20 protein-coding genes and 2 pseudogenes are annotated in these 22,835 nt (G+C 70.0%); 10 read left to right on the forward strand and 12 right to left on the reverse strand.

Annotated elements, in window-relative coordinates; translation table 11 throughout:
* Positions 1–85: 85 nt before the first annotated feature.
* From OG928_RS29405 to OG928_RS29415, 3 genes and pseudogenes are all read right to left on the reverse strand, one after another.
* A complete protein-coding gene (locus tag OG928_RS29405) occupies positions 86–808 on the reverse strand; it encodes a DUF6544 family protein (RefSeq protein WP_406289282.1) in 723 nt (240 codons plus the stop codon).
* Positions 805–2,484, reverse strand: a complete 1,680-nt coding sequence (locus tag OG928_RS29410) for a GAF domain-containing protein (protein WP_406289284.1) — start codon at positions 2,482–2,484, stop codon at positions 805–807. Before OG928_RS29410 ends, OG928_RS29405 begins: the two co-directional genes overlap by 4 nt.
* A 188-nt stretch (positions 2,485–2,672) precedes the next feature.
* A pseudogene (locus OG928_RS29415) lies at positions 2,673–2,840 on the reverse strand (hypothetical protein); the annotation flags it as partial.
* Between the two features lie 159 nt (positions 2,841–2,999).
* On the opposite strand from OG928_RS29415, the gene OG928_RS29420 reads away from it, so the two are divergent.
* The 6 genes and pseudogenes from OG928_RS29420 (at position 3,000) to ppdK (ending at position 9,981) form a co-directional block, all read left to right on the forward strand.
* Positions 3,000–3,665 (forward strand): response regulator, encoded by a 666-nt coding sequence (locus OG928_RS29420; protein WP_406289285.1) that lies wholly within the window; start codon positions 3,000–3,002, stop codon positions 3,663–3,665.
* 97 nt (positions 3,666–3,762) lie between these two features.
* Complete coding sequence (locus OG928_RS29425) at positions 3,763–4,797, forward strand: zinc-dependent alcohol dehydrogenase family protein (protein WP_406289286.1); 1,035 nt, start codon at positions 3,763–3,765, stop codon at positions 4,795–4,797.
* A gap of 202 nt (positions 4,798–4,999) precedes the next feature.
* Positions 5,000–5,479 (forward strand): CBS domain-containing protein, encoded by a 480-nt coding sequence (locus tag OG928_RS29430; protein WP_406289288.1) that lies wholly within the window; start codon positions 5,000–5,002, stop codon positions 5,477–5,479.
* A 153-nt stretch (positions 5,480–5,632) separates the two neighbouring features.
* Positions 5,633–6,883, forward strand: a complete 1,251-nt coding sequence (locus tag OG928_RS29435) for an acetate/propionate family kinase (RefSeq protein ID WP_406289290.1) — start codon at positions 5,633–5,635, stop codon at positions 6,881–6,883.
* 27 nt (positions 6,884–6,910) lie between these two features.
* Positions 6,911–7,190, forward strand: a pseudogene (locus tag OG928_RS29440) (alcohol dehydrogenase); the annotation flags it as partial.
* Between the two features lie 100 nt (positions 7,191–7,290).
* A complete protein-coding gene (gene ppdK, locus OG928_RS29445; protein ID WP_406289292.1) occupies positions 7,291–9,981 on the forward strand; it encodes a pyruvate, phosphate dikinase in 2,691 nt (896 codons plus the stop codon).
* Between the two features lie 50 nt (positions 9,982–10,031).
* Here the strand turns inward: ppdK and OG928_RS29450 are convergent, their stop codons facing one another.
* The 9 genes from OG928_RS29450 to OG928_RS29490 all read right to left on the reverse strand — a co-directional run bounded on the left by OG928_RS29450 (position 10,032) and on the right by OG928_RS29490 (position 18,383).
* Positions 10,032–10,733, reverse strand: a complete 702-nt coding sequence (locus tag OG928_RS29450) for a CBS domain-containing protein (RefSeq protein WP_406289295.1) — start codon at positions 10,731–10,733, stop codon at positions 10,032–10,034.
* 232 nt (positions 10,734–10,965) lie between these two features.
* The gene (locus tag OG928_RS29455; RefSeq protein ID WP_406289298.1) at positions 10,966–12,147 is read right to left on the reverse strand and encodes a serine hydrolase domain-containing protein; all 1,182 of its coding nucleotides are present in this window, start codon (positions 12,145–12,147) and stop codon (positions 10,966–10,968) included.
* A 64-nt stretch (positions 12,148–12,211) separates the two neighbouring features.
* Positions 12,212–13,723: an FAD-dependent monooxygenase gene (locus tag OG928_RS29460; RefSeq protein WP_406289300.1), complete on the reverse strand. Its 1,512-nt coding sequence runs from the start codon at positions 13,721–13,723 to the stop codon at positions 12,212–12,214.
* Between the two features lie 144 nt (positions 13,724–13,867).
* A complete protein-coding gene (locus OG928_RS29465; protein WP_406289303.1) occupies positions 13,868–15,001 on the reverse strand; it encodes a zinc-binding alcohol dehydrogenase family protein in 1,134 nt (377 codons plus the stop codon).
* A gap of 83 nt (positions 15,002–15,084) precedes the next feature.
* Positions 15,085–16,023 carry a ketoacyl-ACP synthase III gene (locus OG928_RS29470; protein WP_406289304.1) on the reverse strand — a complete coding sequence of 313 codons (939 nt, stop codon included), beginning with the start codon at positions 16,021–16,023 and terminating at the stop codon, positions 15,085–15,087.
* A complete protein-coding gene (locus tag OG928_RS29475) occupies positions 16,020–16,268 on the reverse strand; it encodes a hypothetical protein (RefSeq protein ID WP_406289307.1) in 249 nt (82 codons plus the stop codon). Before OG928_RS29475 ends, OG928_RS29470 begins: the two co-directional genes overlap by 4 nt.
* A 50-nt stretch (positions 16,269–16,318) precedes the next feature.
* A complete protein-coding gene (locus tag OG928_RS29480) occupies positions 16,319–16,567 on the reverse strand; it encodes a biotin/lipoyl-containing protein (protein WP_406289309.1) in 249 nt (82 codons plus the stop codon).
* Positions 16,564–17,544 carry an alpha-ketoacid dehydrogenase subunit beta gene (locus OG928_RS29485; RefSeq protein WP_406289312.1) on the reverse strand — a complete coding sequence of 327 codons (981 nt, stop codon included), beginning with the start codon at positions 17,542–17,544 and terminating at the stop codon, positions 16,564–16,566. The genes OG928_RS29480 and OG928_RS29485 overlap by 4 nt, the downstream gene beginning before the upstream one ends.
* A complete protein-coding gene (locus OG928_RS29490; RefSeq protein WP_406289314.1) occupies positions 17,544–18,383 on the reverse strand; it encodes a thiamine pyrophosphate-dependent dehydrogenase E1 component subunit alpha in 840 nt (279 codons plus the stop codon). Before OG928_RS29490 ends, OG928_RS29485 begins: the two co-directional genes overlap by 1 nt.
* A 789-nt stretch (positions 18,384–19,172) precedes the next feature.
* On the opposite strand from OG928_RS29490, the gene OG928_RS29495 reads away from it, so the two are divergent.
* The 4 genes from OG928_RS29495 (at position 19,173) to OG928_RS29510 (ending at position 22,821) form a co-directional block, all read left to right on the forward strand.
* Entirely contained in the window at positions 19,173–19,388 is a 216-nt protein-coding gene (locus tag OG928_RS29495) for an MbtH family protein (RefSeq protein WP_349792142.1), read from the forward strand.
* A gap of 258 nt (positions 19,389–19,646) precedes the next feature.
* Positions 19,647–21,233, forward strand: coding sequence for an amino acid adenylation domain-containing protein (locus tag OG928_RS29500; RefSeq protein ID WP_406289316.1), 1,587 nt, complete (start codon positions 19,647–19,649; stop codon positions 21,231–21,233).
* Positions 21,234–21,267: 34 nt separating this feature from the next.
* On the forward strand, positions 21,268–21,498 hold the full coding sequence (locus OG928_RS29505) for an acyl carrier protein (protein WP_406289319.1): 231 nt from the start codon (positions 21,268–21,270) through the stop codon (positions 21,496–21,498).
* Between the two features lie 135 nt (positions 21,499–21,633).
* On the forward strand, positions 21,634–22,821 hold the full coding sequence (locus tag OG928_RS29510; RefSeq protein WP_406289321.1) for an NAD(P)/FAD-dependent oxidoreductase: 1,188 nt from the start codon (positions 21,634–21,636) through the stop codon (positions 22,819–22,821).
* Positions 22,822–22,835 lie beyond the last annotated feature (14 nt).

Genomic DNA, 22,835 nt, shown 5'->3' on the forward strand with positions numbered 1-22,835 from the left:
CCGGCGGGGCCTTGACCAGGGCCGAACGGCCCTGTGATCGTCGGGCACGCCGAAATCTCCCGTCCGGAGGAACCGATGCGCCGACTCAGTGGTGCGTGGCGGTGTCGATGTCGTAGTGGATGAACTCACCGGTGGCGTCCCAGCCGGCGTGGATCCCGGTGGGCAACAGGAACCCATCCCATGTCGCCTCGCCGTCGAACGAGGCGACGAAGCGGTGTTCGCGAAACGGTCCTCCGTCCGGATTTCCCCATCGAGGCAGGGAAACCGACGCCAGGGCACCCGAGGGAGTCACCGTCACGGTCACTTCCTGCGGATACCCCGCGACGGTGAAGCGGGCGGTGGCCCCCGTGTCGTCCAGGGGTTCCCAACGGACGTCGGGGCGCAGCGCGAAGGCCGGCATCAGCACGGCCTCGCCGGCCAGACGGCCCGCCGCGCTGCGGGTCACATCGGGCCCGGTCGCGCCGATGAAGGGCAGCACGCCGAACAGGCGCCACACCATCCGGCCGCCTTCCGGATCGAGTCGGTCGAAGCCGACGATCCGTACGCCGCCCGGCCCGCGCACGCGCGCGTCCCAGCGGAAGGCGGTGGGCGGGGTCAGGGTTTGGCGTGCCTCGAACGGGCACCACCATCGACGCACCCGGATCCGCCCGTGCATGCGCAGCTCCAGCGAATGCGGGGCGGGTACGCCGATGGGTACCGCGTGGGCGAGCCAACGCCGTACCGGTTCGGGCAGGTCAGCCGGTGGTTCACGAGTCGATTCCCGGTCGGAACCGGCTGGTTCGGGGGTTTCTTCCGAATGCCCGGTCACGTCGATCGACTCAGCGGGACGTGCCAGTCCAGTACCGCGCCGCCGTCGGGTGCCGCGGCCAAGGAGCAGGAGCCGCCGAGGGATTCGGCTCGCTCGCGCAGGTTGTCCAACCCGCTCCGCCGGGTGATCTCGGCAGGCGGGCCGACTCCGTTGTCGCGGACCCGCAGGCGCACCTGTTTCTCGTCCGTTTCCGCGTGCACCTCGACGCGACTCGCGTGTGCGTGTCGGGCCGTGTTCGCGAGTGCCTCGCGCAACACCGCCACGACGTGTTCGGCGATGGGCTCGGGAACGAGCGTGTCGAGGAGACCGTCCACCCGCAAGGTCGGTGCGAAGCCCAGGACTTCGGTCATCGCGTCCACCTCGTGCAGGCACCGCGAACGCAGACCGGTGTCGGTGCCGCGGCTGCGCGCCTTGAGCGAGAAGATCGTCGAGCGGATCACCTTGATCGTCTCGTCCAGCGCGTCGACCGCCGACTCGACCCGTTCCAAGGCTTCGGGGTGGTCGATGAAGCGGGTCGCGCTCTGCAGCGTCATGCCGGTGGCGAAGAGCCGCTGAATGGCCAGGTCGTGCAGATCGCGCGCGATCCGGTCACGGTCCTGAAGCACCGTCAGGAGTTCCGCGTCGCGCCGTCGTTCGGCGATTTCCAGGGCCAACGCCGCATGGTCGGCGAAGCCGGCGACCATCCGCACGACCGCGTCCGACAGCTGTGGCCGTCCGGAGACATTGGCGATCTGGAGCACTCCGCGGATGCGTTCGCGCGTACCCAGTGGCAGCAGGAAGGCCGAACCGAGTTCGATTCCCGCCGCGATCGCGACGACCGCCCGCGGGTCATTGCTCAGATCGGTGCTCGTGATCGTCTCGCCGGAACTGAAGACCTTGCCCATCAACGTGTTCTCGCCCGACAGCACCAGCCCGCGGACTCGATCCGCGAGTGAGCCGTCGGCGGCCTCGACGACCAGATCGCCGGTGTCCGCCACCGGCAGTGCCAAGGTCACCAGGTCGGCATCGCTCATCTCGCGGATCGTGGCGGTGAACGATCGTAGGACATCGGTGGGCGCGTCGCCGGAAAGCAGACTGCGGGTCAGGTCCGAACTCGCCGCCAGCCAATGCTCGCGGCGACGGACGTCGTCGTACAGGCGCGCGTTGTCGATGGCGACGCCGGCCGCGGCGGCGAGGGTGCGCAGGACCGCCTCGTCGTCCTCGTCGAAGTCGGCGCCGCCGCGTTTCTCGGTGAGATAGAGGTTGCCGAAGACCACCTCGCGGATCCGGATCGGTACACCCACGAAGGACTTCATCGGCGGATGACCGTCCGGAAAGCCGAACGAGTCGGGGTGCTCGGTCAGATCGTGGAGGCGCAGTGAATGGGGGTCCCGGATGATCAACCCCAGGATGCCGCGCCCGGTCGGGAACGGCCCGATCCGCAGGATCGTCTCCGGATCCATCCCCACCGGCAGGAAACGCGCGAGTTGATCCTCGTCGCCGATCACGCCGAGCGCGCCGTACTCGGCGTCCACCAGGCTCGTCGCCGACTCGACGATCCGGCGAAGCACGGTCTCCAGGTCCAGATCGCTGCCTACCGACAACACTGCTTCGAGGAGGCCGCTCACTCGGTCCCGAGTGGAGCGGACGACCTCCACATGCGCTTGGAGCTCGTCCAGGAGCTCGTCCAAGCGCATGCGCGGAATTGCCGGTCGGGCGTCCGGCGCCACGGGCCCCTCCAACGTTCGGTGACTCGTCGGGACGTTCCTTGGCTCCATCGTGCCAAATGTGGCGGCCGACGTCTCCTGCTCACCCGATCAAGGCAGCCGCGTTCCGTTTGTCGGGGACGCCCGAGGGCCGGCGGGCCGCCGGACGCCCGGATCGATCATCGGGGATCGACGGAGGACGACCAGACCCAGTCTCGGACCTCGGGCAGGTCCTCGCCGTGTTCGACGATCCAGGCACGGTGCCGGGTGCGGGCGTCGAGCATCGACTGACGGACGAGTGCGGCCTTGGGGCCGAGGCCCGGGACGCGGTCGATGACGTCGATCAAACCGCCAGATAATTCGCGGCTCGCCACCACGCGTCGACGGCACTCGGATCCATGCCACTCGGCCGACGTTCTCCTCGGGCCGCACCGTCCCACTCGGTGAGAGGCGCGGACGCCTCGAGCGTTCGACAATGGAGTCATGACTGACTCCGGAGGAGGGCCGTGTCGACATCACCCATTCGCGTGTTCCTGTTGGACGACCACGAGGTGGTCCGCAGGGGCTTGGCCGACCTGCTCGGCGGGGAGCCCGACATCGAGATCGTGGGCGAGTCGGGCTCCGCGGCCGAGGCCGCGCGGCGCATTCCGGCGCTGCGCCCGGACGTCGCCATCCTGGATGGGCGGCTGCCGGACGGCAGCGGCATCGACGTGTGTCGCGAGGTGCGTTCGCGCTTCCCGGAGATCAACGCGTTGATCCTGACCTCGTACGACGACGAGGACGCCCTGTTCGCGGCGATCATGGCGGGCGCGGCCGGTTACGTGCTCAAGCAGGTGCGCGGGCAGGACCTGATCGCGGCCGTGCGCGCGGTGGCCACCGGGCAGTCGCTGTTGGACCCGGCCGTGACCACGTGCGTGCTGGACCGGGTCCGCAACGGCCCCGCCGCCGAACCGGGCACCGCCGGACTCAGTGAACGCGAGAAGCAGGTCCTGGAGCACATCGCGCGGGGCCAAACCAATCGAGAGATCGCCGAGAGCCTGGGCCTGGCGGAGAAAACCGTCAAGAACTACGTCTCGGCGGTGCTGAACAAGCTCGGCCTGGAGCGCCGCGTGCAGGCGGCGGTCTACGCGACCGAACTCCACCGCGACAGCGAGCATCACCACCTCCTTTGATACGAGTGGAAGCGAGTGGACGGTGGACGCGAGTTGCTACGAGTGATCCACCACGCGCCGCGACCTCTGGTGGTTGTCCCCGAAAGGATGGCGCGTCATGAACGTGGACGCTTCGCCGAACGGGCGCGCGGGGCGCTCGTGGGCGGTGGTGCGTCCCGGGCCGATCGACACCCACCCCCTCGCACTTGTCGAACGCGAGCAGGCGGCGCCGGGCCCGGGCGAAATCCTGGTGCGGGTGGAGGCCTGTGGCGTCTGTCGCACCGACCTGCACCTTGCGGAGGGTGATCTGGCGCCACACAGAGCGAACGCCGTTCCCGGACACGAAGTGGTGGGCGAGGTCGAGATCGCCGGGTCGGGCTCGACGCGCTTCGCCCCCGGCGATCGGGTCGGCATCGCGTGGCTTCGCCACACCTGCGGGCAGTGCCGCCACTGCCGGGCCGGTGCGGAGAACCTGTGCCCTGGCTCGACGTACACCGGTTGGGACGCCGACGGCGGGTTCGCCGACCGGACTTTGGCGCCCGAGGACTACGCCTACGCACTGCCCGCCGATCGTGACGCCGAGTACCTGGCGCCGCTGCTGTGTGCCGGGATCATCGGCTACCGCGCGTTGCTGCGGGCCGATCTGCCGCCCGGCGGCAGGCTGGGCATCTACGGCTTCGGCGCGTCCGCCCACCTCGCCGCACAGGTCGCGCTCGCGCGAGGTGCGTCCGTCCACGTCATGACCCGGTCCGAACAGGCCCGCCGACTGGCCCTGGAACTCGGCGCCGCCTCCGCCGGCGACACCTACGACGCACCACCCGAACCACTGGACTCCGCCATTGTGTTCGCGCCGGTCGGCGAGGTCGTGCCGGCCGCCCTGGCCGCGCTCGATCGAGCCGGGACCGTGGCTGTCGCGGGCATCCACCTGACCGACATTCCGCCGCTGAACTACCAGCGGCACCTGTTCCACGAACGCAACCTGCGCAGCGTCACCGCCAACACCCGGCGCGACGGCGTCGAGTTTCTCCGCCTGGCGACGGAGATCGACCTCCGGGTGACGACGACGCGATACCCGATGAGCCGTGCCGACCGGGCGCTCGCGGATCTCGCCGCCGACCGCGTTCGCGGCGCGGCGGTCCTGATCGCCGATTGACCGGGCGAGCGGAGAAGCCGTCGTACCCGTCACTCCTCGGCGCCGTCGGGAACCGGTCGTCGATGTCGCGTTCCACCGGACAGGGCCGAACGGCCCTGCCGAATCGGGTCTCCGAGGGCTGATCGACTCTGGGCACCGCTCGCCCGACGACCGAACCTGGAGTCGTCGACAACCGAGAACACGTGATCAGAGCCGGTGAACCATGTCCACGACACGCACACACCCAGGGGAATCGACGCACATTCCGACGGCTCGCGAGGTGATGCACGGCCCGGTCGTCGCGGTCGCCGCCCGGGACACCTTGTGGCAGGCGATGGATTGCATGCTCACGGCCCACCTGCGCCACGTCGCCGTCGTCGAGGAGGGCCGTGCCGTGGGTCTGCTGAGCGACCGCGATCTCGCATCGGTCTGGGCCCTCGACCCACTGGGGCTGAAGCACCGCACACCGCGCGACGTGCTCGGATCCGAGCGTCCGTTCGTCGCCCCGGAAGTCGACGTGATCGGCGCGAGTGAGCGCCTTCTCGAGTTCGGGATCGACGCCCTCCTCGTCGTGGACGCGACGGATCGCGCCGTCGGGGTACTGACCGACCACGATCTGTTGGGAGTACTGGTGAACCTGTACCGGGATCGGGACGCCGACAGGAACCAAGGCGTCCGGCATTCGAAGATGGTGCCCGACTGATCTACGGGGAGGGACGTCGATGTCGACCGTTTCGGATGGGCAACGCACGTGCCGTTCGGCCCTGTTCGCGCCGCCCGGTCGCGCGGCACTGTCGGAGGCGACCGCGGCTGCGTACACCCGTCGGAGCGAGACCATCGCGAGGGAGCACACACCATGAGCCCGATGAGCCCGAATCGGATCCTCGTCGTCAACGCCGGATCGTCCACCGTGAAACTGTCCGTACTCGACCCGCACGACACCGTCGTGTGCGCGTCGACCATCGAGTGCGCGGACTTGATTCCCGAAGGCGCGGTCTCCGGGTTCCTGCGCGGCGCCGGGCCCGTCGATGCCGTCGGACATCGGGTCGTGCACGGCGGAGCGGAGTTCACCGGCCCGACCCGGCTCGATCCGGAGGTGTTCGCGCGGATCGCGGGCCTCGCCTCGCTGGCACCCTTGCACCAGAGCCGGGCCCTCGCGGGAATCGACGCCGTTCGTCAGGCACTGCCGGGCGTGCCCGCGGTCGCCTGCTTCGACACGGCCTTCCACCGCACACTGCCGGCGGAGGCGAGTACGTACGCCCTGCCCGAGGTGTGGCGCACGACATGGGGTCTGCGCCGCTACGGCTTCCACGGCCTGTCACACGCGTACGCGGCCCGCCGCGCCTGCGAACTGGCCGGCTTCGACCCGGCTTCGGCTCGCGTGGTCAGCTGCCACCTCGGCGCGGGGGCATCGCTGGCCGCCGTGCGCGCGGGCGAGTCCGTCGACACCACCATGGGCTTCACCCCGGCCGAAGGGCTCGTCATGGCGACCCGGGCGGGCGACGTGGATCCCGGCCTGATCCTGTGGCTCCAGCGCCAAGGTGTCACGGTCGACGAACTTGAAGAGGCACTGGAACACGGAGCCGGCCTCGTCGCACTCGCCGGCCATGGCGGCGACATGCGGGCCATTCGCGCGGCGGCCGACGCGGGCGATCGACACGCCCGGTCCGCCCGCCGCGTCTACGCCTACCGGCTCCGGACCAAGATCGCCTCCATGGCCGCCGCGATGGGTGGCCTGGACGTCCTCGCCTTCACCGGCGGAGTGGGTGAACACGACGACGCGATCCGGGCCGACGCCGTCCGCGAACTCGCCTTCCTGGGTGTGCGTCTCGACCCACGCGTCAACGCCGAGGCCCGCGGCGATGCCGACGTGAGCGCCGACGAAAGCCCCGTTCGCACCCTCGTCGTCACCGCGCGCGAGGACATCGAGATCGCCCGCGAAACGCGCGCACTGGTTGCCGCGAAGCAACGTCGGACGGTGGGCGCGACCGTGTCCGACGGCCCACTCGCCCGGGCCACTCGGCCCTACGGCGGCCCCCCACATCGGCGCGACGCTGATGACGCAGGCACTCTCCGCCCCCGCTCGACGAAAGGCAGGACGCCATGAAGGCCCTGACGGCGTCCGCAACGGGACGTACACCCCGGCGACACCGTCGTCGTCGTGGGAGCAGGCCCCATCGGACTGGCCGCCATCACCACCGCCCGCCTCTTCGATCCGCAACCTCACCATCACCACCGGCCTGGTCGACACCACCAGCACACCGCTGCTCCTGGACCTGCTCGCCGAGGGCCGACTCGGCACGGAGGGGATGATCACCCACCGGTTCGACCTCGACGACATGCTCGGCGCCTACGGCACCTTCTCCCGCGCGGCGGAGACAGGCGCGCTCAAGGTCGCCCTCTTCCGCCGGTGAATCGCCCCTACCCCAGCCGCGTTCCACGAGATCCGAGGAGGGCCCCGTCGCCGCCCGACTCCGATCGAGTCTTCACCCAGCGCGCAGGAAGGGCACGAGCATGGCCACCGCGTACGTGTACGAATTCACCGAGGGATCGCGTGAACAAGCGGGATTGCTCGGCGGCAAGGGCGCCAACCTGGCCGAGATGACCCGGCTCGGTCTGCCGGTTCCGCCGGGATTCACGGTCACCACGGACGCGTGTCGGGTGTTCCTGCGCACGGGGTCGACCCCGGAGGGGCTGGACCGGGAGATCGCCGGTCATCTGACCCGCCTGGAGCAGGTCACCGGGCGCCGCCTCGGCCAGGCCGACAACCCGTTGCTGGTGTCGGTGCGCTCGGGTGCCCGCTTCTCCATGCCCGGGATGATGGACACGATCCTCGACGTCGGACTCAACGACGCCTCGGTGATCGGCCTCGCCGAGAGCACCGGCCGCGAGCACTTCGCCTGGGACTCGTACCGGCGCCTGGTCCAGATGTACGGCGCCACCGTGCTCGGCATCGACGGCGCCCGTTTCGAGGAGGTCCTCACCCGGCGTCGACGCGAGCGGGGGGTCACCGACGACGTGTCCCTCGAAGCGCGGGAACTCGCGGAGATTGTGCGGGAGTTCAAGTCGATCATCCGTGCGGACACGGGCGAGGAGTTCCCGCAGGATCCGCGCGAGCAGCTCGACCGTGCCGTATCCGCGGTGTTCCACTCGTGGAACGGTGAACGGGCCCGCGTCTACCGCGGGCGCGAGCACATCCCGGATGACCTGGGCACCGCGGTGAATGTGCAGGCCATGGTGTTCGGCAACCTGGGACCGGACTCGGGTACCGGGGTCGCCTTCACCCGCGACCCCGGCACCGGCCGCGCCGGCGTCTACGGCGACTACCTCGCCGACGCGCAGGGCGAGGACGTCGTGTCCGGCGTCCGCGACGCACTTCCGCTCCAGGAACTGGAACGGCTGGATCCGGACTCGTACGCGCGGCTGGGCGAGTATCTGCGCACCCTGGAGACGCATTATCGGGACCTGTGCGACGTCGAGTTCACGATCGAGCGCGGCCGGCTGTGGGTCCTGCAGACCAGGGTCGGCAAGCGGACCGCCGAGGCCGCCTTCCGGATCGCCTGTGCGCTGGTGGACGAGGGTGTGATCACCTGGCCCGAGGCGTTGGCCCGGGTCGACGGGGAACAGCTCGACCAGTTGACGTTTCCGCGATTCGACGCGCACGCGGACACCATGCTCCTGGCACGCGGGATACCCGCGGCGCCGGGCGCGGCCGTCGGCGCCGTCGTGTTCGACGTGGCCGAGGCCGTGCGCCGGGCCGGGGCCGGCGAGCGCGTGGTCCTGGTCCGCCACGAGACCAGCCCGGACGACCTGCCCGGCATGATCGCCGCCGAGGCCGTGGTCACGGGCCGCGGCGGCAAGACGAGCCACGCCGCGGTGGTCGCGCGAGGCATGGGCAAGGTGTGCGTGTGCGGGGCGGCAGAGCTGGACATCGACACTCGCGGACGGCGCCTCACGGCCGCGGACGGCACCATCGTCGAGGAAGGCGCGGTCGTCTCCGTGGACGGCACGGCGGGCACGGTACATCTGGGCTCCCTGCCACTGGTGGCCTCGCCCGTCACGCGGTACCTGGAGACCGGAACGCGATCCCCCGGCGTCGTCGAAGCGGTCGCCCGCTGTCTGGAACAGGCCGACGAGATCCGCCGGATGGACGTCCTGGCGAACGCGGACACTCCCGAGGACGCGGCGCGGGCCCGTCGCTACGGAGCGGGCGGAATCGGCCTGTGCCGCACCGAACACATGTTCCTGGGCACACGACGCCACTTCGTCGAGGACATGATCCTGGCTCGCACGGATGCCGAACGGCGGCGCGCGTTGGACGCCCTCCTGCCGCTGCAACGCGAGGACTTCACCGGAATCCTCTCGGCCATGGACGGCCTGCCCGTGACCATCCGCCTGATCGACCCGCCCCTGCACGAGTTCCTCCCCGACGACACCGAGTCCGCGATCCGACTCGCCGTGGCGCGGGCCACCGGCAGGGAGCCCGACCGCCGGGAAGTACGCGTACACGAGGCCCTCGAAGTCCTCCGGGAGGAGAACCCGATGCTGGGTCTGCGTGGCGTGCGCCTGGCACTGACCGTGCCGGGGCTGATCGCGACCCAGGTGCGTGCCATCGGCGAGGCGGTCGTGGCCCGCATCCGTGCCGGCGGGGATCCGCGCGCGGAGATCATGATCCCGTTGGTCGCCACCGTCAAGGAACTGAGTCTCGTTCGAGCCGAAGTCGAGCGGGTTCTCGCGGACGTCGAAGCGGACACCGGGGTGCCCGTGCGCTGTCCGGTGGGCACCATGATCGAACTTCCCAGGGCCGCGCTGACCGCCGGGGCCATCGCGCCGGTGGCGGACTTCTTCTCGTTCGGTACCAACGATCTGACCCAGACCACCTGGGGCCTGTCCCGCGACGACGCGGAGGCATCGTTCCTCGCCGCCTACCTCGATCGGGGAATCATCGAGGTCTCACCTTTCGAGCGCATCGACCGCGCCGGCGTCGGCCGGCTGATCCGGATCGCGATCGACGAAGGCCGCCGGGGGAAGCCCGGCCTGCGGATCGGCGTCTGCGGCGAGCACGCCGGGGATCCCGACTCGATCCGCTTCTTCCACGACGCGGGCGTCGACTACCTCTCGTGTTCCCCGTACCGGCTGCCGAGCGCACGTCTGGAAGCAGGCCGGGCCGCGGCCTCGACCACGACCGATGCGGACACGCGTTGATCCGCGTGGCGGCCGGCCGTTGATCGGTCGGCCCGGGCGCGACGTACTCCTCAGCGGCCGGGCGGGCGGCGGGTGAAGTGCGCCGGGCCGGGCCTGATGTGACTGTCGTCGAAGTCCCACGCGAGGATGTGGGAGACGCTTTCGACGCCGTCGACGGCCCGACACAGCCGGAGCACGATGTCGATGAAGCTGCGGTTGTCGACCCGTCCGGACAACCGCACCACCGCGTCGCGGACGTCCACCTCGATCGTGCCGGGCTCCAGCCACAGCGTGGTGCCCAGTACGTCGTGCTCGATCTCGGTACGGATCTCCGTGTCCGGGCGCAGGAACGTACGCAACAGGTCGCAGCGACCGACGATGCCCACCAGGTGACCGGAGGTGTCCACCACCGGGAGGCGCTTGACGTGGTGGCGGTCCATCAGACGTGCGCCCCGCAGCGTGCTCGACGCGGGTTCCACGGTCACCACGGGTGAGGTCATCAGGTCGCGCGCGGTGTGCCCCTCGCCCCTGGTGTGCCCAGGCGTACGCCACCGCAGGCCGGACAGCAGGTGCTCGTCCTCGGCCGGCTCCACCCGGGCGGGCAGCAGGTCGGCCTCCGAGACGATGCCGAGTACGCGGTGCTCGTCGTCGACAACCGGCAGGGCGCTGATTCGTCGCGCGTCCAACGAGGCGACGATGTCGTCGAACCCGGTGCCGGAGCCGACGGTGGCGACGTCGCGGGTCATGACGTCCTCGATCTTCCGGTGCCACATGCGAACCCCCTGGGACCGTGCGACGCGTTGCCGATGGCGTCGAGGGGGACGCACCCGGCCGGACACCCTGAGTCTTTCGCCGATCCGGGCGATCCGGCAGGGCCGCACTGCCCGATACACCGGGCCGTTCGGCCCGGCGGCCCACGCGCCGGCCGCACAACGCCCCGGGGGATCCCGCCCGGGCCGGGTTTTGGTGTCGTGGCCGGGGGAGGGGGCGTTGTCGTGGCCTGCCTCAGCGTGAGCGGGAAGGCGTGTCGCAGTACTCGGCGTTCAGGATCGGGAGGATGGTCTCCGCTCCCCAGGTGCCGTTGTAGTTGAACGCGAGTTGGTGGCGGCCGTCTTCGGTGGTGGCGACCATGGAGATCCACCCCACGGCGCCTCCGTCGTGGTACCACAGGGTGATGCCGCAACCCAGGGTGAACCGTTCGATGCCGAGCCCGTAGGCCGCGCCCGGGAAATCGGGGTTGTCGACGGTCGTCAACATCGCCCTCAGCTGTCGCGGCGGCAGCAGTTCCCCGCGCATCAGGGCCCTGTAGAACCGGTTCAGATCGTCTGCGCTGGAGATGATGTCGCCGTTGCCCCAGCCCTGTGACCCGTTCATCTCGGTGACGTCGTCGATCCGGTCCGGTGCCGACGGGAACAGTTTCGAGTAGCCGCGGCTGCTCGGCTTGGGCAGGCGGATGCTGTGGCCGGGGTTGGACGTCGCCTTGAGCCCCAGGGGTTTGATGATGCGGTCGCGCACCTCGTCCTCGTACGGCCTGCCGCTGGTCTTCTCGATGATCAGCGCGGCCAGGACGTCGTTGGTGTTGGAGAACGCGTGCCTGGCGCCGGGCTTGAACAGCGGCTCGTGGGAGAGGGCCACCTTCACGCGCTTCTCGGGCGTCAGGGTGTCGTACCGGTGCCGGAGGTAGCCGTCGCCCTCCATGTACGTCTCGCTGTACTCCTTGTCGGCGAGGTAGTCGAACAGGCCGCTGGTGTGGTTGAGAAGCTGCCGAACGGTGATCTCGCGGCCGGCGTTGCCATTGCCCCTCACCAAGCCGGGCAGCCGGCGCTCCACGGTGTCGTCGAGACCGAGTCTCTTCTCCGCCTCCATCTGGAGGAGGACGGTCGCCACGAATGTATTGGTGATGCTGCCGACGCGGAACCGGTCGTTCCTGCCGCGCGGCGCACCCGTCTTCAGGTTGCCCGCGCCCGATGCCGACTTCCAGACGCCGTCGGCGTCTCGTGCCTGGGCGGTGATGCCGGGGACACCGGCCTGCACGGCCGCGTCCATCGCGCGCTGCGTCGCCCGGTGGTCGACCGCCGCGGGCGCCGTGTCCCGCGACGCCTGGGCGGGACCCGTGAAGGCGGTGGCCGCCATCGCGACCGCCGCCAAGCCGACCACGCAGGCCCGCCGGCTCTTCCGTATCGTCATTGCCCGCTCCTGGGAGTCGTCTGTACCGGGTGTCGACGGTGGTGTGGCTGATCGATGTCGTGTCTCATCCCCGCAGGGCCGGGCCGAACCAGGTGCCGAGGGCGGTCCGGAGCCCGGAGGTGTCGGGCGCGCCGCCGGCGGCCCACGCGACATGGCCGTCGGGGCGGATCAGGAGCGCGGCGGGAGCGGGGATCTCGCCGAGGGCCGGGACGGGCCAGTGGTCGTCCTCGCTCCGCGCCTCGACGAGGTCGACGCGATCGGCCCAGCCCTCGACGGCCGCCGCCACCTCGGCGCTGCCGCGCAGGTCGAGCAGGACGGGGCGGGCGGCGTGCAGCAGCTCGTAGACGCGGGTGACGCCGTCAGGCGTCTTGAGGTCGGCGTCGGGGACCCGGCGGCCCGCCAGCGGGTGGTTCCCGTCGACCGGGTACCGGATGTCCAGTGCGGAGATCATGCCGCGCAGATATTGGTTGACCTCGTCGAACACGATGAGCGAGCCGAACACCTCGCGCAGCGCGTCCATCTGGGCGCCGGGGCGGGCCAGGGCCGCCTGCGCCCGGGTGTTCTGCAGAACGCGCTCCCCGACGAGGTGGCGCTCGGTGTGGTAGCTGTCCAGCAGGCTCTCCGGCGCCCGGCCGCGCACCACCGAGGCGAGCTTCCAGCCGAGGTTGACCGCGTCCTGCACCCCCATGTTCAGCCCCTGTCCGCCGGCCGGGTAGTGGATGTGCGCCGCGTCGCCCGCGAGCATCACCCGGCCCTCCCGGTACCGGGCGGCCTGCCGTGCGGCGTCGCCGAACCGGGAGATCCACTTGGGGCTGCGCATGCCGAAGTCGGTGCCCGCGAGCCTGATCAGCGACTCCCGGAGCTGCTCGAACGTCGCGGGTTCGTCGCGGTCCGCGACGTGGTCGTACTCGGAGGTGATCACCCGGTGCCAGCCCGGCTCCAGGGCGAACGCCGAGAAGTGGCCGTCCGGACAGCGCCGCATGAAGATGAAGTCCTCGGGCAAGTCGGGGAGTTCGACGTCGCCGAGCAGCGCGGTCATGGTCGCCGGAGTGCCGGGGAAGGCGATGCCCGACAGCTTGCGCACCGTGCTGCGCCCGCCGTCGCAGCCCACGAGGTAGCGGGCGCGCAGCGTCGTGGGTGCCGCCTCGGCCGTACGCAGCTCGACCGTCACGCCCGCCTCGTCCTGGTGGATCCCGCTCACCTCGGACGACCAGCGCACCCGCACGCCGAGTTCGGCGGCCCACTCCTCCTGCACCCGCTCGAAGGTGGACTGCAGGAGCATCAGCGGGTGGGGGTGCCTGGACTCGAACCCGTCGAAGTCCAGCCAGATCCCGGAGAAGTGGCCCACCGGCGTCAGTTCGCCCACCGCCAGGAAGCGGTCCAGCACTCCGCGTTGGTCCAGCACCTCCAGGGTGCGGGAGTGCATCCCGCCGGCTCGCGACTCGCCGCTGCGCTCCGCGAGCCGCTCGACCACCACCACGTCGACGCCCGCCAGCCGCAGCTCGCAGGCGAGCATCAAGCCCGTCGGCCCGGCGCCCGCGATCACCACGTCCGTGTCCATGCCGGTGTGTCCCACGTCGCTTCCCCCTCATTCCACTGCGCCTGTGACGTCGTCAAATCACCTCCAAGTGCACGGAGGTGGATCAAAGCGAACCCGTCGTCCCGGTCGGGTACTCCTGCGGCGGGCGGACCGCCGACGCGGCGTGACCCGTCCGGCCGGTCAGAGCGGGTTCACGCGGTACATCGGGAAGTACGACCCGATCCTGGCGTTCGCGTAGTCGTCGGCCAGCTCCGGCACCCGGTCGAAGTCGTAGATCACGTCCGACCCCTTCGGCGCGATCCAGCCCTCGGCCTCCTGGAAGTCCCGGATGCCCGGTGAGTCCGGCAGCCGCCACACGTGCGTGTTCACGTGCAGGTGCCGGCTGATGGACTCGGCGCCGCGCAGATGCGACAGGCGCATCCCCGCCTTCCAGCCGCACGTGGTGACGACCCCCTCGCGGGCCAGGGCCGTCAGGGTGACGTCGTACAGGGGCTCGCCGATGTTGTCCACGAAGATCGCGACCCCGTGGCCGTCGCTGAGGTCCCGGACGACACCCAGGAAGTCCTCGACCGACGTCCGGCGCCGCTGGTGCCGGTCCCGGTCCGCCCGTTCCTGCCGGGTGGGCAGCGACAGGGCGGGGAACCGGCGGCGGTCCACCGCGGTGATGCCGTTCTCCCGCAGGAAGGCGACCCGCTCGTCCGAGCCCGCCGTCATCGCCACCCGGAACCCGGCCCGCTTGGCCAGCATCAACTCGGCGAAGGCCACGCCGCCGCCCCACCCGAACACCAGGTGGTTCGCCGGATCGTCGTCCGCGATCTGCGTCCGCCAACACCCGTACGCCTTCTGCCAGTTGTCCCAGGCGGTGAAGTACCGCCCGTACGTGGCCCACTGGGGCAGCGAGTACGCCGTGCCGTCCGGGATCGGCAGCAGCAGTCGGGCGTCCATCTTCGTCCGCTCGGCCAGCAGGCCGATGGTGCCGGGGGCGTCGTAGGCGTAGGCGAGTTCGGCGTAGTCGAAGCGGTCGAGCCTGCCGAACGGCAGAAGCAGACACAGGTCCCCTTCCCGGACCCGGACCTCCCGGCTCCCCGCGTTCACCTTGAGCACGCGCACCACGCCCAGGTTGCCGAGGACCACCGCGTCCTCGCCGCGGCTGCTGCACACGTCGATGGGTGAACGGGTCAGCGCGTGGTCCATGTTGGCCTCCCAGGAGCCGAGGATCGGCTCCACCAGCGCCTCACCCTCCTCCAGCGGGCCGAAGGCGAACCGATCGCGTCGCAGCGCACTCCCGGGTCCGCCGTCCTGTGGGCCGGCCACCGCACCGGAGCGCAGGACCCAGGCTTGTGGTGAATAGATGACAACCTCCTGTGATCGTCTGCGTTCCCGGGTTCCGAGCGCGGTCAGGGGGCCGTGACGGCCGGTACCCGGTAGTCCACCGAGACACCGCCCCACGCCTCACCGGCGCCGTAGGCCACGGCCCCGAGCCGTCCGGCGGCGGGGAGGGAGCCGGCGTCCAGCTCCTCGGCGAACGCCAGCGGGATCGAGGCGGACGACGTGTTCCCGGAGTTCTCGATCCGGTTCACGAGGGGCACGCCGAGATGGGCGGTGAAGCCGCGGACCTGTTCCAGGATGCGGCCGTTGGCCTGGTGGCCGACCAGGACGGTCGGCGCGGGGCCGTGGTCGAAGAGGTACTGCGCCGACTCCGACATCCGGCGCACGGCGCGGTCGTACACCTGCATCCCGTCGAGATGGATGCCGCCCGCGTCGGTCTCCCGCATCAGCGCCTCCTGGGCACCGTCGCAGCCGGCGACCTTGCAAAAGCCCGCGAACTCCGCGCGGTCCTCCAGCAGGACGGCCGCGGCGCCGTCGCCGAAGAGACACGCCGTCTGCCGGTCCGTGCGGTCCACCAGCCGGGACATGGCCTCAACCGAGCACACCAGGACCGACCGCGCCTGTCCGGCGTCGCAGAGCGAGAGCCCGGTGACCAGCCCGTAGACGAAGCCGCAGCAGGCCGCGTTCATGTCGAAGGTCAGCACCGAGGGCCCCAGCCCGGCGAGTTGTGCCACCTTCTGCGCGATGCCCGGGACGCGCTGCCGCACCGAGGTGCTGACGACGATCAGGGCGCCGATCGAGGAGGGGGCGTGCATCCTGGTCACGATCGGCGCGCAGGCCTCCGCCGCCACCTCCGCCAGCGGGGTCTCGTCCGGCAACCAGGAGCGGGCTCCGATGCCGCTGCGGCGCCGGATCCACTCGTCCGTGAGACCGATCGACGCGAAGTGGTCGTTGTCGATCGTCCGGCCCGGCTTCGCGGTGGCGATATCGACGATGCCGGCGCTCATCCCCGGCTCGCCAGCTTCACGAAATAGGTGCCGAAGTCGTCCAGGAAGGCGAAGCCCGCGGTCTCCTTCAGGTCGCCCTTGACCTGGAGCTCCGCCTCCAGCTGCTGGTGCAGCTCGACCAGGTCGAGGGAGTCGAGGTCGAGGTCGGCGACCGGTCGGGCGAGGTCGCCGGGGCCCAACGACGGGTCGCGCTCGCGGAGTTTGGCCAGCATGGTGTCCGCGATACGGCGTTCGATGTCGCTCATGTTCCTTCTCCGTTCAAGTGACCCGATCCGTGGAACTCGGGACGTGGGGACTAATCGGCCGCCAACTGGTACAGCACCTCACCGGACTTGAGGATCGTGCCGACCGTCGCGGAGTGGGCCGTGACCCGTCCGCCGCGCTCCGCCACGACCTCCGTGCTCGCCTTGTCGGTCTCGACGACCGCGATGACATCCCCCCGCTCGACCCGGTCGCCGACACCGGCGACCCACTCGATCAACAGGGCCTCGCCGAGGCCGTGCCCGAAGCCGGGAAGGTGCATGTCCACGAGAGAGTCGCTCACTTCGTCATCACCAGCACCTCGTCCTTGATCTCCTGCACACCGATCAGGTAGTCCTTCTCGAAGTTCGCCGGGGGATAGGTGCGGCGGTCGGGTGCCAGCCGGCGGACCGGGCCGCGGAGCATGTCGAAGCCGTGCTCGGCCACCGACGCGGCGATTTCGGCACCGATGCCGACGTCCTTGGACCCTTCATGCACGATCAGCAGCCGCCCGGTGCGGGCGACGGACTCCAGGACCGTGCCCATGTCGAGCGGGGCCACCCAGCGCAGGTCCACCACCTCGACGTCGACATCGGGGCCGAGCGCGTGCGCCGCCTCCAGCACGTCGTGGGTGATCGCGCCGAACGTGGCGATCGTCAGATCGGTGCCACGCCGCACGACCCGGGCCGCGGTCGGCGACCTCGCCGGCTCGGGGTCCCGGGCGGGCGTGCTCCGCTGCCAGTACAGGCGGATCGGCTCGTACATCACCACGGGCGAACCGAGCGTCACCGCGTACCGCAGGATCTGGTCGGCGTCCTCGCCCGTGGAGGGACACGCCACCGAGATTCCCGGGACGCGGGCGAAGAGCGCCTCGTTGGACTCGCTGTGGTGCTCGACGCCCCGGAGCCCGCCGCCGGTCGGGATCCGCACCACCAGGCTCGGGCTGACCTGCCCGTTCCACCGGTCGCCGATCCGGGCCGCCTGGGTCACCAGCTGATTCACCGCGGGATAGGTGAACCCGTCGAACTGGATCTCGCAGACCGGCACCAGCCCGCTCATCGCCATGCCGACGGCCTGGCCGACGATGGTGGACTCGGCCAGCAGCGAGTCGCGCACCCGGTCCGCGCCGAAGCGTTCCCGCAGACCCCGGGTCACCCGGAACACGCCCCCCAGGCGTCCGATGTCCTCGCCGAGCAGCAGCAGTCTCGGATCCTGTTCGAGCAGGTCGGCGAGGGTCGCGTTGATCGACTCCGCCAGGCCGGCGGACCGCACGGTGCTCATCACGCGTACTCCTTCATCAACCGCTCGCGCAGCTCCAGCACTTCCGCGTCGACGGCGTCGAGCCACGCGGTGTCCACCAGACCCAGGTCGCTCAGCCGGGCCGCGTAGGCGGTCACCGGATCCGCGGCCCTGGTCCGCGCGATGTCGTCGCGGCTGCGGTACACCTCCTGGGCGTCGGAGGTCGTGTGACCGTTGATGCGTCCCACCTGGATCTCGACGAGATAGGGCGCCCGCTCCCCGCGGACATGGGCGGCGGCCCGGGAGCAGGCCGAGAAGACGGTCTCCGGGTCCTGACCCGGGACCCGGACGGACTCGATCCCGAAACCGCGGGCGCGTTCGGCCAGCGAGGTGCGCATCTGCTCCTCGGCCGGTTTCGAGATGGCCCAGCCGTTGTTCTGGCAGACGAACAGCACGGACGCCGACTCGACGGCGGCGAGGTTCATCGCCTCCGACATGTCGCCCTCACTGGTGGCGCCGTCGCCTATGTACACGACGACGAAGTCCTCCAGCCCCTGGAACCGCTGTCCGATCGAGTAGCCGACCCCGTGCAGCGTCTGTGCGGCCAGGACCATCGTGTAGGGGAAGAACCGCACCCGACGCGGGTCCCATCCGCAGAACGTGCGGCCGGCCCACTGCGCGAACAACTCGTCCGGTGTCACGCCGCGCAGGAGGGCGACCGCGTGCTCGCGGTAGCTGGGAAAGACGGTCGGGGCCGGGCCCACGGCGAGCGCGGAGCCCACCTGCGCGGCCTCCTGCCCCTGGCAGGACGGCCAGAGCAGGAGCGCGCCCTGCTTCTGGAGCTGATGGGCCTCCTCGTCGACGCCTCTCGCCACCAGCATGTGGCGCAACAGCAACCGTCGTGTGTCGTCGTCTGGATCTGTTTCGTACTCGGATTCTGACTTCAAGACCATTGATCACCAGTCGCAGGTTCGTCGATGAGCTTTCTGTCGTCGTGCCGCACGGAACAGCCCGAGGGCCCGCTACGCGGCCGGGTACTCGCCCGGCACGTCCTCCCGGTCCGGTTCGTCGGGCGAAGCACCCGCGAGCACGGCTTCGGCCCATGCGTCCATCAGGAATTCCTTTGCCCTCGTTGCGGCGCAAGAGCAGGCGCCGCTGCGCGACGATGTTCGGCTGAGGTGGGGCTTTTCCGGCGTTTCTCCACTGGGGAGACCACGACTTGGCGAGCCGGCCGCGCAGGTCCGTAATCGACTGCGCGCTCTCGATCGCCGCGGCGGGAGGAGATTGGCTGAACCCGAATTCGAGCAGGCCCGTCCACGGGCCAATGCTCGGTCATGGTGGCACAGAACTCGGTGGGGAACAGGTCCGGGCGGATGACCGGGAGGTCGGCGATCCTGCCGCCATTGTGGCCTCGGCGGTCGAGTCCTACGGTGAGGCGTCGGCACTCCGGTGCGGCTGTGGATGCCGGGTGTCCTGTCGACAGGACGACGCCGAACGGCGAACCCGCGCCCGGCCCCGGCGATGTGCAATTCCGAGTTGCCTCGTGACGGTCAGGGGTCGCCCGGACCCCGGCGAATTGCAATCCTGAGTTGCCCCGTGAGGTCAGGGGTCGCTCAGTCCTGGCGTTTTTCAATCCCGAGTTGACGTCGTGACGATTAAGGACGGTGCCAGTGAGCACGAACCCCTTCGATGACGAGGACGGCCGATTCCACGTCGTGGTCAACGACGAGGAACAGCACTCCCTGTGGCCGGTGTTCGCCGAGGTGCCCGCAGGCTGGCGGGTGGTCTTCGGCGAGGCGGCCAGGGCCGAGTGCCTGGAGTACGTCGAGCGGAACTGGACCGACTTGCGCCCGCGGAGCCTGCGGGAGGCCATGGCGGCCGACTGAACGCTCGGCCACGGCACCAGCGAGACGCGGGACCGGGTGTGCGGCCACTTCGCCCAGGAGGGGTCCGGCAGGCAGCGGGAGACCGCGGAGTACACGAGCAGGCCGACCGAAGTGGAACGACAGTGATCGCCGCCCGGGTGCCCGGTCGAGCCATCGGTGCGCCCGGGCGAACACTCCGGCGGGGTGCCGAACCAGCCCGTTCCCCGTGGTGCGCCGGCGGCTCGCCCGACCGGACACCCGTCACATGGGAGTCAGTTGATGATCCTTCAGGGAAAGCGGGTCGCCCTGCCCTCGGCGCCCGTCGTCCACAGGCAGTTCGAGGCGCACGCGAGAGCCACCCCCGACGCCGTCGCCGTCTTCTGCGCCGGACGGCAGGTGACGTACGCGGAACTGAACGCGAAGGCCAACGGGTTCGCGCACTTCCTCACCGCGCGCGGACACGGCCGAGGCGCGAAGGTCGGCGTCTGCCTCGACTACTCGATCGACATGGTCGTCGCCATCCTCGGCACGCTGAAGGCGGGCGCGGCCTACGTACCGCTCGACCCGTCCTACCCGGCGGCGAGACTCCGGCTCCTGCTGGGGCAGGTCCCCGACCTCGCCCTGATCGTGGCCTCCCCGGCCACGGCCGGGCTGGTCGAGTCGGCGGCCGTCGAGGTCATCGACCTCGAGCAGCTGTCCGATCACCTGGCGGATCTGCCGGCGACCGATCCCGACGTCCCGGTCACCGGGGACGACGTGTGCTACGCGGTCTTCACGTCCGGGTCGACCGGTACGCCGAAGCTGACCGCGGTGCGGCACGAGGGCTGGTTCAACCTGTTGAACTGGCTGATGCTCGAGTACGGCCTGCATCCCGGGTCGAACAACCTGGTCGTCAGCGCGTTCGGGTTCGACCTCTCCCAGCGCAGCCTGATGATGCCGTTGTTCTGCGGTGCCGGCCAATTCCTGATGGCGAGTCGGAACTTCGACGCCGCGATGGCCTACCGCATGCTGACCCGGCACGAGATACGCACGGTGCACTGCGCCTCCAGCACGCTGTACCTGCTGGTGGACTGGGAGACCGCCCGCGGAGGTGAGGCGCTCACCCGGCTGGACTACGTGCTCTTCGGCGGGGAGCCGCTGCACATCGAACGGATCGCGAACTGGGCGCGGCGCGCGGGGAACACGTGCACCCTCCTGCACCAGTACGGCGTCGCCGAGTGCACGGATGTCGCGTCGTCGTACGACCTCGCCGAGTACCGGCCCGGCGAACACGACATCGCACCGGTCGGCAGGCCGGCCTACAACACCGACCTGCACATTCTCGACGAGCGGATGCGCGGTGTCGGGGCGGGGGAGTACGGCGAGATCTGCATCTCCGGGACCGGCGTCGGCGCCGGCTACCTCAACGGCACGGGCCCGGAATCCGAGCGGTTCACGACGATCGTGGTCGACGGCGAGCCGCGCAGGCTGTACCGCACGGGCGACCGCGGCCACGTGAACGAGGCCGGGGACCTCGTCGTCGCCGGCCGGATGGACGCGCAGGTGAAGGTCCGAGGCATGCGCATCGACCCCACCGACATCGAACGCGCGCTCGGCAGGCTGGCCGGGGTCAGGCAGGCCGCCGTGGTGACCGCGTACACCGACTCCGGCGACGCCGAGCTGATCGCGTTCATCGTCCCGAAGGGCGACGATCTCGCCGAGAACGACGTGCGCGCCCGCCTCCTGGAGACGCTGCCGCGGAACATGGTTCCGGCCCGGTTCATCGACATCCCGCACATTCCGTTGAGCCCGCACGGGAAAGTGGATCGGGCAGCGCTGGTCGACGCGTTCCGGAACAAGTACGCCGACAGCGGCGCATCGGCATAGTCGACGGACCTTGATGACAACCGAGAGGACTGTGATGATTGCCGAAAGCGTACGCACCATCTGGTGCCGGGAACTCCAGCGCGATGACATATCGGTCGACGACAACTTCTTCGCCCTGGGCGGCCAGTCCGTGATTATGGCCAGGATCCAGGGTGCTTTCATCGAGGAGTTGGACGTCGAGGTCCCGGCGGACCAGATGTTCCTCAATCCGACGGTGGCATCGATTTCTGCGTACATCGAATCCCTGGGCGCGGCAACCCCGTAGCGTCGGACGATTGACATCACCTTCGTATTCGGCAGTGATTGTTCCGTCCGCTGCATCGACGGTGCGCTCGACCCGGCGGAATTTCCGGCTGCGGCCGCTTTGTGATCCAAAAACCACCTGGTAGGAGAGGCGGCCATGTACGACGTAATTGTCATAGGTGCCCGTTGTGCGGGTTCGCCGACGGCCATGTTGTTTGCTCGGCAGGGATATCGCGTTTTGCTCCTGGAGAAAGCGCGGTTCCCGCAGGACACACTGTCCTCGCATTACATCCACCAGCCGGGCATGGCGCTGCTCGGTCGGTGGGGGCTGGTCGACGCGCTCCGCGACGCGGGCTGCCGGCCGATCGACCACGAGAGCTACGAGGGGCTCGGGGTCCGGCTGGACGGCTTCTCCCTGCCGGTCGACGGCTACCGGACGACCTATGCGCCGAGGCGGTTCGTGCTCGACCCGATCCTCGCGGGCGCCGCCGTGGCGTCCGGTGTGGAGTTCCGGGAGTCCTGCGCGGTCACCGATCTGGTGTTCGAGGACGACCGGGTCGTCGGGGTGCGGTACACGACGCCCGGCGGCGCCGAGGCGAGCGACCGGGCGCGGCTGGTCGTCGGCGCGGACGGCATGCGATCGCTGGTGGCCCGCAAGGTCGGTGCGCCGAACGTCGTCGAGCACCCGCGGATGACCTGCGTCTACTACAGCTACTGGGCCGAGGTTCCCTCGCACTTCGAGCTGTACGAGCGGCCGGGGCGCTGGATCGCCGCCGTCCCCACCAACGACGACCTCACGCTGATCATGACCTACTTCCCGCAGGACGAGTTCTCCGGCGTCCGCACCGCGGTGGAACCCGCCTACCTCGAAGCCGTCCGCACAACGACCCCCGACTTGTTCGAGCGGATGTCGGCGGGCAAGCGCGTCGAGCAGATGTACGGCACGGGGCACCAGGAGAACTACTTCCGCAAGGCATACGGGCCCGGGTGGGTGCTGCTCGGTGACGCGGTGCACCACAAGGACTCCATCACCGCCCGCGGTATCACCGACGCCTTCATCCAGGCTCAGTCGCTCACCGACCACATCGGCGAGCGACTGCACGACGACGCCGCGCTCAAGGCGGCGCTGAGGCGCTACGAGAAGGACCTGACCAACGACTTCCTCGACCTCTACCAGGGCGTGCTCAACGTGGCCGAGCTCAAGCCCGAGGGGCGGACGGAGATGCTGCGGAAACTGGTCGGGCACCAGGTGCTGATCGACCGGTACTTCTCGACGGTGTCGGGCGCGTGTTCCCTCGACGACTTCTACAACGCCGAACTCTTGACGGTACTCGATCAGAGCTGAGTGGCGGATTGCTC

The organism is Embleya sp. NBC_00896, from assembly GCF_045207785.1.
In the GTDB taxonomy this organism is placed as follows: domain Bacteria; phylum Actinomycetota; class Actinomycetes; order Streptomycetales; family Streptomycetaceae; genus Embleya.

Coding starts and splice junctions, on each gene's coding strand:
- OG928_RS29505 (WP_406289319.1), top strand. CDS start 21,268: ATGATTGCCGAAAGCGTACGCACCATCTGGTGCCGGGAACTCCAGCGC.
- OG928_RS29410 (WP_406289284.1), bottom strand. CDS start 2,484: ATGCGCTTGGACGAGCTCCTGGACGAGCTCCAAGCGCATGTGGAGGTC.
- OG928_RS29425 (WP_406289286.1), top strand. CDS start 3,763: ATGAACGTGGACGCTTCGCCGAACGGGCGCGCGGGGCGCTCGTGGGCG.
- OG928_RS29435 (WP_406289290.1), top strand. CDS start 5,633: ATGAGCCCGATGAGCCCGAATCGGATCCTCGTCGTCAACGCCGGATCG.
- OG928_RS29490 (WP_406289314.1), bottom strand. CDS start 18,383: ATGCTGGTGGCGAGAGGCGTCGACGAGGAGGCCCATCAGCTCCAGAAG.
- ppdK (WP_406289292.1), top strand. CDS start 7,291: ATGGCCACCGCGTACGTGTACGAATTCACCGAGGGATCGCGTGAACAA.
- OG928_RS29475 (WP_406289307.1), bottom strand. CDS start 16,268: ATGAGCGACATCGAACGCCGTATCGCGGACACCATGCTGGCCAAACTC.
- OG928_RS29450 (WP_406289295.1), bottom strand. CDS start 10,733: ATGTGGCACCGGAAGATCGAGGACGTCATGACCCGCGACGTCGCCACC.
- OG928_RS29470 (WP_406289304.1), bottom strand. CDS start 16,023: ATGAGCGCCGGCATCGTCGATATCGCCACCGCGAAGCCGGGCCGGACG.
- OG928_RS29500 (WP_406289316.1), top strand. CDS start 19,647: ATGATCCTTCAGGGAAAGCGGGTCGCCCTGCCCTCGGCGCCCGTCGTC.
- OG928_RS29455 (WP_406289298.1), bottom strand. CDS start 12,147: ATGACGATACGGAAGAGCCGGCGGGCCTGCGTGGTCGGCTTGGCGGCG.
- OG928_RS29510 (WP_406289321.1), top strand. CDS start 21,634: ATGTACGACGTAATTGTCATAGGTGCCCGTTGTGCGGGTTCGCCGACG.
- OG928_RS29485 (WP_406289312.1), bottom strand. CDS start 17,544: ATGAGCACCGTGCGGTCCGCCGGCCTGGCGGAGTCGATCAACGCGACC.
- OG928_RS29430 (WP_406289288.1), top strand. CDS start 5,000: ATGTCCACGACACGCACACACCCAGGGGAATCGACGCACATTCCGACG.